The sequence below is a fragment of the Segatella sp. genome (assembly GCF_977051555.1).
In genome coordinates, this window is sequence record NZ_CDRSSE010000030.1 from 31,651 (window position 1) to 41,706 (window position 10,056).

A 10,056-nucleotide genomic window follows, 5' to 3' on the forward strand; every position below is an offset into this window, starting at 1 on the left:
TGTTATTTATTCTGTGAGTGCCTTCTGGCTGATCAGAGTCTCTTCAGCCTTCTGGCGGTTCAATATCTCTTCAGCCACATCAACCTTGCCTTCGTTCTCGAGTAGGATGGCAAGATTGTTGGCAGCAATCTTCGACATAGGGTAATATTTCAAAGTCGTCTCATATACCTGCTTCTGCTTTTCTGCACTCTCTGCAATCTGTGCCACATGCAGGAACTCATCTTCGCTGAAGGCATCTGGGCGGAGCTCGTACATCTGCAGCATTTCTTCATCGGTGGTGAAGTTCTTGATGATGTATGTGTAGGTGTATTCCACGCTACGGCTCTTCTGCAGATACTTCTTCTTGATGCTGTTCCAGATAGGCAGGCGGCGGATATAGCGCTCCTGCACATCATCGTTGAAGTTGGCATAGCGGGTCAGGATGTTCTTCAACATCGTGCTGTCGGCATCGCCGTCGGCCACCATTGCATTCAATACTGGCTGCCATCCTTCAGGGCGTGAACCGATACGGGCTATCTTCTTCACCTTGTCGCCATTCTCTATGTGCGCAAGCAGCCACTTCAGGGCTGAGTTGGCACGGTTGCGGGAAAGTGGGGTGTTAACCTTCAGCGGGCCGTCGGCTGACGCCAGAGCATAGATGCCCAAAGAAGTGAGGGTAGCGAGGCTATCGCTGAGCACTGGAGCTATATCGCTCAACATGTGGTCGAGCTCAGCCTGGTTGTTGCTCATCTTGGGATTGATATCATATTTATTGATAGCAAACTCAAGTCGTGCCACGCCCTTTCCTTCTCTTATCTTCGGCTTGATCTCGAAGGTATGCATCATCCAGTTGAGGTGCAGTTGCTTCTTGATTTCCGGACGGAACACATCGGCCATCTTGGTATAGCTGATGGTACGGCATTCGCCGCATCCGTCGGCAGAAGCCACTGCCACGAGGCTTCCCTTATGGAAGTTTGCAGGCAGGGTGATGGTGTCGTTATAGAGCACGGATAAATCCACTTTGGTGTTCGTAACTCTCTGTGCAATAGAATCGTATGGGTCAGCAATGCTGTCGAGTACCCATTTACGTTCCATCTTCCTTCTGTAGATAGGTGCATCCAGCACTATAGGCTTGTATTTAGCCACTATGCTGTCGCTGTCTGTCAATACGGGTATTACGAAGAGACGGCTTCTCTTCGAGAAATAATGCTTCGGGATATGAACCTGAAGGTTGAGTGCAGCCTGATTGCCGCTATCTGGCAGGAGCATAAAGGAATCGGGAGTACATGTAATCTTTTTATCACTTACTATGTTCTGGTTGCTGCATGAAGACATAGCCATCAGAAGAGCCATGGCTACACCAGTAATAGCCAGATATACAATATTGAGTTTCATTCTATCATTCATAATATTCTTTGTGATTAAATGATGCATTTTTTTTAAAAGATATAGACTAATGATAGTGCAGCCTTGGTAGGACCGATATAGTTATCGTTCTTCTTTTCCTGGCACTTGATGCAGGGCAAGTTAGGACTTTGCTTGTACCAGAGGTGGGCGTATCCCACACCGATGGCTGCCTCCAGGTTCCAGTGAGGGGATAGAATCCAGTCGTAACCGTATGTTACGCCTCCGCCAGCCAAGTAGCCATCGTAGAGCTTGCTGCCAAAACCTCCGTAGAATTGAGCACCATGCAGGTGGATACCAACGAAATGTCCTTCGTACTTTTCGCACAGCCAGTATTTCATTTCTGGCTGCACCAAAAGAAGGTGCATCTTCTTGCCTTCCCTGAATGTCCAGGGGTTGTATGCTACATCTGCTTCCAGGGTTACCTGGTTGCTGATTGCCTTCTCCACGCCCATATTGAGGGTGGTTGTCGCCCAGTAGAGTCCGTTCGTCTTCAGGGCGAAATCTTGTGAATAACCTACTGTTTTAATTCCCAAAATAATAAACAGCAAAACTGCTTTCCTTTTCATTTATCACTTACTATATTAATTATTTGTCCAGAAAATTACTGTTGCTTTGTTGTTAACCAATATAAACATATTATGACTTATCAAATGGTCCTCAACATAGGTAAACTAATCCCCTTATATTACTTGGAGACTAATTTCTGATTGCAAAGGTATATAATTTTGTAGTTACTATAAAATACCCCCCCCGTTTTACAATGTTTTAATATTGTTAAACGTATTTTTGGTTAAATATTAGTTAAATGGAAATGACGAGTGGATATGGGCCGGATGTTATCACTGCAGCAGTAGGTAGTGAACCTACTTATCAGATGGCGGTAGAGAAAGTGGCTTTTACCGCTCGAATTGTATGTATTAGATCACTAATGTCCACTTACAGCGATTGTTAACTGAGCCCACTAGAAAAAGTCATTTTTTACAAAAACATACTATTAATTATCAATAAGTTACAAAGGCAAAAATATGATTTGTGATTTTGTAAAGTGGACTCAGTAAATGACAATAAAAGACAATGTAAGAACGAAAATACCCCATGGCATGAGTGAGTACCTCCTGGATGCTTCCTGATTCTCTTCCATTAAGAGGGCTTTTCATGAGCAGAATCCCTCCGATTTTATTTAACAAGTTAGGGCGCATCCAATCCGGATGCGTCCTTTTTCTTTGTCGTTTTTTCATCGATTTTCTTCATCGGATTACGCTGAGTTAACGGAACATTCTTGCTTCACGGATTACGCACGGATTTTAAACGGATTTGGCCTTTCGGCCATTAGGCTGCGTATTCCGATGAATAATGACACCCCCTCTTTAGTATTATTTGACCAATAATGATGTTAATTTCTGAAACTTTTCCCGGAAATCTCTTGCAGGTTTGAAAATAAAATCGTAACTTTGCGGTAGCGAATTTTAAAACAGATGGTTATGAAGTACTTAGACCCTAAGGCAGACCTCACGTTCAAGAAGATATTTGGCAATCATCCTAAAAGACTGATCAGCCTTCTGAACGCCCTCCTGCCACTCAGCGAAGAAGAGCAGATACACGAGATCGAGTATTTGCCAACAGAACTTGTGCCCCAACTCGAAGGGGGTAAGAATACCATTGTGGACGTACTCTGCAAAGATGCCAGAGGCAGAAAGTTCTGCGTAGAAATGCAGATGGAATGGTCTGACGCTTTCCAGCAGCGAGTATTGTTCAATGCATCCAAGCTCTATGTGAGTCAGGCTAAAAAGGGAGGAAAATACAGTGAGTTGCAACCCGTATATTCCTTGAATCTTGTGAATGATATCTTTGCGCATGATACTCCGGATTTCATCCACAACTATCGCATCGTGCATGATAAGGACAGCAGCAAGGTAATTAAAGGCTTACATTTCACCTTCATTGAGCTCCCGAAGTTCACACCTCATTCCATTGCCGATAAGCGCATGATGGTCTTGTGGCTCCGTTTCCTCACGGAAATCAATTCCAACACGAAGGAGATTCCTTCCGACCTGCTCAATGACCCGGAGATTGGAAAAGCCGTAGAAGAGCTGGAGATTTCCGGCTTTACAGATGCCGAACTCCGTGCCTACGACAAATTTTGGGATTCCGTAAGTGTTGAAAGAACCCTCCTGGATGACAGATACCAGAAAGGAATGGAAAAGGGCATGAAGCAAGGCAGAGAAGAAGGCAGAGAAGAAGGCAGAGAAGAAGGCAAACATGAGGCCAACACAGAAACAGCACAACGTTTGCTGGCAATGGGACTTCCTGCTGAACAAGTTGCCAAGGCTACCCAGCTACCTTTGGAAATCATTAAGAATCTGAGCAATTCATAAAAAATATAATAGCGGAGATGTAGATTACGAATATCTCCATATAATCAAGGGTCTATACGCCACCTGTTAATCGTGGTATATAGATCCTTGTCGCTTTTTATTCATTTTATCCGTCGTATTGAATAAAATCAGTACTTTTTTATTCAATACGAATGATATATTGAATATTTTTTGTATCTTTGCCCCGGTTTAATCAATTCATCTGAAGAGAAATGAGAACAATTATCAATAACCAGAAAAAGGAACGGGATATTCTGCTTTCCCGTCCTTATCTTACACGTCATACCCAATATGATGTGGATGAACTGTTGGCAAGCAAGCAAATCAAGTTGATAACGGGACCTAGAAGAACCGGCAAATCGACAGAGGCTTTGCTGATGCTGAAAAGCAGGAACTTTGCCTATCTGAATTTTGACGACGGCAAACTCCTGAGTGCATGGGACGATGATTTGGTTTGGGAAACACTACGTGCCGTTTATCCCGACTTTGAGTATCTTCTGCTTGATGAGGTTCAAAATCTGGATGGTTGGGATTTATGGATCTCCAAGCTTTACCGCATGGGAATCAACATGGTTATTACGGGAAGCAACGCCAAATTGCTAAGTAGCGAAATGGCAACATTACTCACAGGCAGATATATCCAGATAGAGATGCTGCCTTTCAGTCTTTCTGAATTCTTTATCTGGAATCACAGGAATCTTTCGGAAGTATCGGAAATGAAAGATAGCGCATCAGACCTCTCGCTTATAGCAGACTATCTGCACCATGGTGGCTATCCAGAGACAGTAGCAGCAAGAAGTCTGACCCAAAACTATCTCTCCACACTCTTTGATTCCATCATTTGGAAAGATATTGCCAAGCGCCATAAAGTACGCAATGTGGAGGATTTGAACAACCTGGCCATGTATCTGGTTTCTAACTTCTGCAATCCTTTCAGCGCCAACGAACTGGCAGAAGCGCTGGGATTTTCAAGCGTAGCAACCACCAAGAAGTTCATGGGATATTTAAGAGAACCCTATCTCTTGTATTATCTGCCACGTTACAACAACAAGTTGAAAGTGATGAAGAAAGCTCCACAGAAAGTTTATGTAGTTGACAATGGTTTTGTAGAAGCCAAGGCTTTTAATGTGAGTGAGAACTTAGGCAGACTATTGGAGAATCAGGTTTTTATAGAGTTGGTTCGCAGAGGATATCATGCAGAGACATCACTTTTCTATTATCGCTCCCGTAATGACAAGGAGACTGATTTTGTTACAAGGCAGGGTGCTCATGTAGAAAGTCTTATACAAGTATGTTATGACCTCTCTTCCGAACGAACACTCAAGCGGGAGATAGATAGCATCATAGAATGTGCGGGAGAACTCAAATGCTCCAATCTGATTATTGTCACGATGAATGAGGAAAGGGTAATTGAGAAAAATGGATATAAGGTCAAGGTTTTGCCTATATATAAGTTTTAACATTCTCTTGCGTTTCCGCATTTCAATCATAATCATATAGATGGGCCCACTTGAAAAAGTCATTTTTACGAAAACGTACCATTGGTTGTCAATAAGTTACAAAGACAAAAAATATGATTCGGGACTTTTTTAAGTGGACTCAGTTAATAAAAACAAATAATAAAGTGTTTCGCAAGATTTTCAACTGAACTTTCATGAGTAATAAGAGCGTTCTTTGTATATATGCAACAAGGCGCAACCTTCTCACGAAGACTGCGCCTCTAATAGTTTTCTTTTTTGTTTAATTTTTAAGAGAGTATTAACATATATATATTTGTAAGTGTAAGTTTCTTACTTCTTTATTTCTTTTGCTCTGAGCTTTATGGCTCGAAGAACTTAAATCGTACTCCAGTAGATTGCTCTCCTGCTATATTATAGTTGAAAGTTGTAGGCTTTGGATTCTTCTCGTCCTTAGGATCAACTTCGTAACCGTAAAGAGTCAAATAAGCTTCCAACTTTTTGGAAGTACTGTTAATCAGTCCTGTATTGTAAATGTAATATCCATTAGCATAACAATAGAAATTAACCTTATGAGTTGTACCACCATACTCCAGATTTACTGTTATTGTCTCTGGAGTGAGCAAGAATTGAAGGGCTGGTGTAAGAGTCCAGTAGGTTACAACACTCTTAAAGCTGACTGGCATCTTGTAATTCTTCAATGCTTCCTTCAGTTCTTTCGTGTCAGCATTTTCAGGAATGTAACGTGCGAGAATCTTGACAGGGAAGTCGCGAACAGTCATTACAGTATCTTTACCATCTCCGTAGATTGATGTAGCAACGTCTAAGGTGTCGACATATTCCTTCTTTCCGTCTTTTAATGTAACATGCTCGTCGCTTATATAAGCGAGTTTGTTCATACGGCTACCAGATGTCATGAGATAGCAGGTCTGCTTTTCTGCTTGTGTAAGCGGCTGATAATAGCTGTTGTTATCATCGCCTGTGTTACAAGAAGTGAATGCGAAAGCTGCAACGAAGGCAGCTACCATTGAGAATAATTTGATTTTTTTCATTTTGCTATTATGTTTTGATTCTTATTTTCTCATATTTCTCAGCCTAAATGCACCCCGATTTTATCGCCTCGAGGATCATCAGTCCTTGTATAAAACAAGAAAAGGCAGAAAACTTGCATCACTTTTAGTTAATCTCTGTTAATGTTCTTCGATTGTCCATTTCATAGAGCACTTTTGCCAATGTATCGTAACCTTTGACTTTCAGTTCTTAGTTGTTTGAGCTTTTTACTGTTTAAGTCTAGGGTTGTTCTACATAGCGATGCAAAGTTAGTGTTTTATTTTGAAATATGCAAGAAATTTATGATTTTCTTTCTCTTTTTCGCTTAAAAATACTACTTTTGTGGAGATTTTAGGGATTATTCACCTAAAAGCGGAATAAATAGTGTAGACTCTGAGTCTCACGGGAAATGAAATAATGATGAATCTGATATGAAAAAGAAGGTAGGTACATTTAAGATTTGGCTGTTGGCGGTTGCCGCAGTTGTGGCGTTTTCTGTCTTGCCGAAGGTTTCTTCGTTGGCAACAGAAGATAAGGCGCTTGTTGTAGAGGAGAATAAGCAGGAAATTCCTGTAAAAGGTGCGAATCTGAAGGCACAGGGCCTGGAGATTCCGGTATCTAAGGTAAAGGTATCGGAGACCATCAGGCATCGGTTGGCTTATACGGTATCTTATAATCATGATACGCGACAGCCTAACTGGGTTGCCTGGGTGCTGACGGGGGAACATGCATCTGGTAAGTTGCCGCGCGGTACGTTTGCTGATGATGAGGAGATGCCGGCACCCGTGGGTACTTTGGCGGATTATTACAACAGTGGTTTCGACAGGGGACACATGTGTCCGGCTGGTGACAACAAATGGAGTCAGCAGGCGATGGACGAATGTTTCCTGATGACCAATATGTGTCCGCAGAACCACAGTCTGAATGCGGGTGTATGGAACACGATAGAGCAGCAGTGCCGCAACTGGGCGAAGCAGTATGGCAAGGTTTATATAGTCTGCGGACCGATATTTCTGAATAAGGAGCATCGCAAGTTGGGTAAGAACAAGGTGGTAGTGCCTGATGCCTTCTTCAAGGTGGTTCTTCATACGGGCAAGAATCCGCAGGCCATCGGCTTTATTTGCCGTAATCAGTCGCAGAAAGGCAGAAAGAAGACGGAATTCGTAAACTCAGTAGATGAAGTGGAGCGTATCACCGGCTATGATTTCTTCCCTCAGCTTCCGGATGATGTAGAGAAGAGGGTAGAGGCTAAGGCTGAAATGTTTTAGCCTGAACATTATATTAAGGTCACGCAGATTTGGCTTTCCCTTCGGCCGCCGATTTTCAATTCGCAGATGAAGCTGATTTTATTGCTATACGTTTTTATGTCCCACAGATTTCACAGATTTACACAGATTTTTGACCTATACGGTCTATAAGATGGCGCAGATTTTTTTCATAGGATTTCGCGGAGTTATCCGATGAAAAATCTGTGTAAATCTGTGAAATCTGTGGGATATAAAAAATAGTCAATCCGAATAAATCTGCTTCATCTGCGAATTGAAAATCGGCGGCCGAAGGGAAAGCCAAATCTGCGTGACTATACATCACGCTGCTCCTGTTCCTCGACCGAACAGGTCGCTTTCCATTAACTCAGCGTAATCCGATGAAGATAATCGATGAAGAAACGGAGATAATCGATGAAGAAACGAAAAAAGGCTTTCCGTAATGGAAAGCCTTTTTCTTGAAGATCTGTGACTCGCATGGGGCTCGAACCCATGACCCCAACATTAAAAGTGTTGTGCTCTACCAGCTGAGCTAGCGAGTCAATCTTCTGCTTTATGTTTCAAAAGCGAGTGCAAAGGTACGGCAAAAATCTGAAATAACCAAATATTTTGCCATATTTTTACTGATTTTCTTCATTTTTATCCGAAATCGGGACATTTTCGCCCGTTTCTTCATGATATTGCGGCTTCTCTTTCGTTACATAGCGCTGCCAGTAGGCTATGATGAGCGTTGTGAGCGGAAGGGCTACTATCAAGCCCAGGAAGCCCAGAAGTGCACCCCAAACCGAGAGACTCAAGAGGAGAATGGCTGGGTTCAATCCCATCGCCTTACCCATGATCTTCGGGGTAACTACCATGTCGGTGATGACCTGTACCACACAGAACACCAAAAAAGCCAGACCGAATACCAGCCAGAAGTTCTGACCTGTGTCGGCAGCCTTCAGCATGGCAAGGAATGCCGTAGGGATGAGGGCGAAGGTATGGAGATACGGAACCAGATCCATGATGCCGATGAGAATGCCCAGACCTATCGCCATCGGGAAACCGATGATGGTAAAACCGATGCAGAACATGATGCCCATACAGAGCGCTACCAGTCCCTGACCACGTATATAGTTGTTGAGCTCGCGCTCCACATCCTTCATCAGCGCACTCCAGAACGGACGGTTCTTCTTAGGGAAGATTCTCACCCAGTTGGCTGTCAGCGTCTCATAATCGAGCAGGATGAAGAACATATATAATAAGGTAATCATCGATGCCACGATACTCATCAGTACCGTTGCCGTCTGGCTGACTACCGAGAAGACCTTAGGCATGGTGGCCTTGATGGCATCGCTGAAGTCCTTGCTTTTCAGAAAATGCTCTATCTGCTCCTGGTTGGCCTGCAGCCAGTCTTTGATCAGCGCCGTCAGGTTGTTGGTATGAGTTGTCTGATGCAGCCATCGTGTCAACACCTCACCGAGTTTGTCAAACTGGTCAATCATCGGAGGGATGATGAGCCACAGTACGCCTCCTATGACAGCGATAGCCGTTCCCATGGCGATGAGGATAGACAACGCACGAATTCTGACGTGGAGTTTGTTTTCGATAAACTTCACAACCGGATAGAGCAGGTAAGCGAAAAACCACGCAATGAAGAATGGCAGCAGTACGCTGCTCAGATAATTGGTCATGAAGAGCACGGCAAGAACGATGAGGGTAACACCCGCCCATCTTATAAATTTATCAAATGTAATCTCCTTTCCCATAACTAATCCTTTTGTTATAATTTTTCGTTAAGAATCGCCTTCTGATAGCATTCTCTGCAGAGCGGTTCGTATTCATCTTTCTCGCCCAGGAGCACCCGTTTGTCGTTATTGACCAACCGGTGACTCACGTAGGCAACCGAACCACACTTCACGCAGATGGCATGAACCTTGGTCACCTCGTCGGCGATGGCACAGAGGGCAGGAATCGGACCGAAGGGAACTCCCTTGTAGTCCATATCCAGTCCAGCCACGATCACTCTCACGCCACGGTTGGCAAGTTCGTTGCATACCTCCACAAGACCTTTGTCCAGGAACTGGGCTTCATCGATACCCACCACGTCGATATCAGAAGCCAATAGCATTATTGATCCAGAGGACTCAATAGGAGTAGACCGGATAGAGTTCTGATCATGGCTCACTACATCTTCCTCGGAGTAACGAGTGTCAAGCGCAGGCTTAAAGATTTCCACCTTCTGCTTGGCGAACTTCGCACGCTTCATTCTTCGGATCAATTCCTCTGTTTTTCCGGAGAACATCGATCCGCACACCACTTCAATTCTTCCGGGACGGTGTGCCTCCCCAATTAGATTTTCTGTCATTTCGGGGGCAAAATTAATAATAAGGTTTTAAAAAATGCAAAGAAATGCGTTTTTTTTTTGCTAAGAAAGATTAATTAACTACATTTGCGGTCAGTATGGGCACATTATACATCGTTCCGACTCCAGTTGGTAACATGGAGGACATGACAATGCGAGCCATTCGCATACTGAAAGAA

General features: G+C 43.5%; 8 protein-coding genes, 1 tRNA gene and 1 pseudogene. 4 read left to right on the plus strand and 6 right to left on the minus strand.

Translation table 11 applies throughout. The annotated features are described in order from the left end of the window. Positions 1 to 6 precede the first annotated feature (6 nt). On the minus strand, positions 7 to 1,386 hold the full coding sequence (locus ACWJAO_RS08380) for a hypothetical protein (protein WP_449139921.1): 1,380 nt from the start codon (positions 1,384 to 1,386) through the stop codon (positions 7 to 9). Between the two features lie 32 nt (positions 1,387 to 1,418). Further along, entirely contained in the window at positions 1,419 to 1,952 is a 534-nt protein-coding gene (locus tag ACWJAO_RS08385; protein WP_449139922.1) for a DUF3575 domain-containing protein, read from the minus strand. Positions 1,953 to 2,861: 909 nt separating this feature from the next. On the opposite strand from ACWJAO_RS08385, the gene ACWJAO_RS08390 reads away from it, so the two are divergent. Further along, on the plus strand, positions 2,862 to 3,761 hold the full coding sequence (locus tag ACWJAO_RS08390; RefSeq protein WP_449139923.1) for an Rpn family recombination-promoting nuclease/putative transposase: 900 nt from the start codon (positions 2,862 to 2,864) through the stop codon (positions 3,759 to 3,761). Positions 3,762 to 3,973: 212 nt separating this feature from the next. Beyond that, complete coding sequence (locus tag ACWJAO_RS08395; RefSeq protein WP_449139924.1) at positions 3,974 to 5,221, plus strand: ATP-binding protein; 1,248 nt, start codon at positions 3,974 to 3,976, stop codon at positions 5,219 to 5,221. A gap of 359 nt (positions 5,222 to 5,580) precedes the next feature. Here ACWJAO_RS08395 and ACWJAO_RS08400 read toward each other — a convergent pair whose 3' ends face one another. Beyond that, the gene (locus tag ACWJAO_RS08400) at positions 5,581 to 6,270 is read right to left on the minus strand and encodes a DUF4840 domain-containing protein (RefSeq protein ID WP_449139925.1); all 690 of its coding nucleotides are present in this window, start codon (positions 6,268 to 6,270) and stop codon (positions 5,581 to 5,583) included. Between the two features lie 429 nt (positions 6,271 to 6,699). Here ACWJAO_RS08400 and ACWJAO_RS08405 point away from each other — a divergent pair, with 429 nt between their 5' ends. Further along, positions 6,700 to 7,536, plus strand: a complete 837-nt coding sequence (locus ACWJAO_RS08405) for a DNA/RNA non-specific endonuclease (RefSeq protein ID WP_449139926.1) — start codon at positions 6,700 to 6,702, stop codon at positions 7,534 to 7,536. Between the two features lie 466 nt (positions 7,537 to 8,002). On the opposite strand, the gene ACWJAO_RS08410 is transcribed toward ACWJAO_RS08405, so the two are convergent. The 3 genes from ACWJAO_RS08410 to ACWJAO_RS08420 form a co-directional block, all read right to left on the minus strand. Then, positions 8,003 to 8,075, minus strand: a tRNA-Lys gene (locus tag ACWJAO_RS08410). Positions 8,076 to 8,153: 78 nt separating this feature from the next. Further along, positions 8,154 to 9,281, minus strand: a complete 1,128-nt coding sequence (locus tag ACWJAO_RS08415) for an AI-2E family transporter (RefSeq protein WP_449139927.1) — start codon at positions 9,279 to 9,281, stop codon at positions 8,154 to 8,156. 14 nt (positions 9,282 to 9,295) lie between these two features. Next, the gene (locus ACWJAO_RS08420) at positions 9,296 to 9,880 is read right to left on the minus strand and encodes a thymidine kinase (RefSeq protein ID WP_449139928.1); all 585 of its coding nucleotides are present in this window, start codon (positions 9,878 to 9,880) and stop codon (positions 9,296 to 9,298) included. Between the two features lie 95 nt (positions 9,881 to 9,975). On the opposite strand from ACWJAO_RS08420, the pseudogene ACWJAO_RS08425 reads away from it, so the two are divergent. Then, positions 9,976 to 10,056, plus strand: a pseudogene (locus tag ACWJAO_RS08425) (16S rRNA (cytidine(1402)-2'-O)-methyltransferase); the annotation flags it as partial.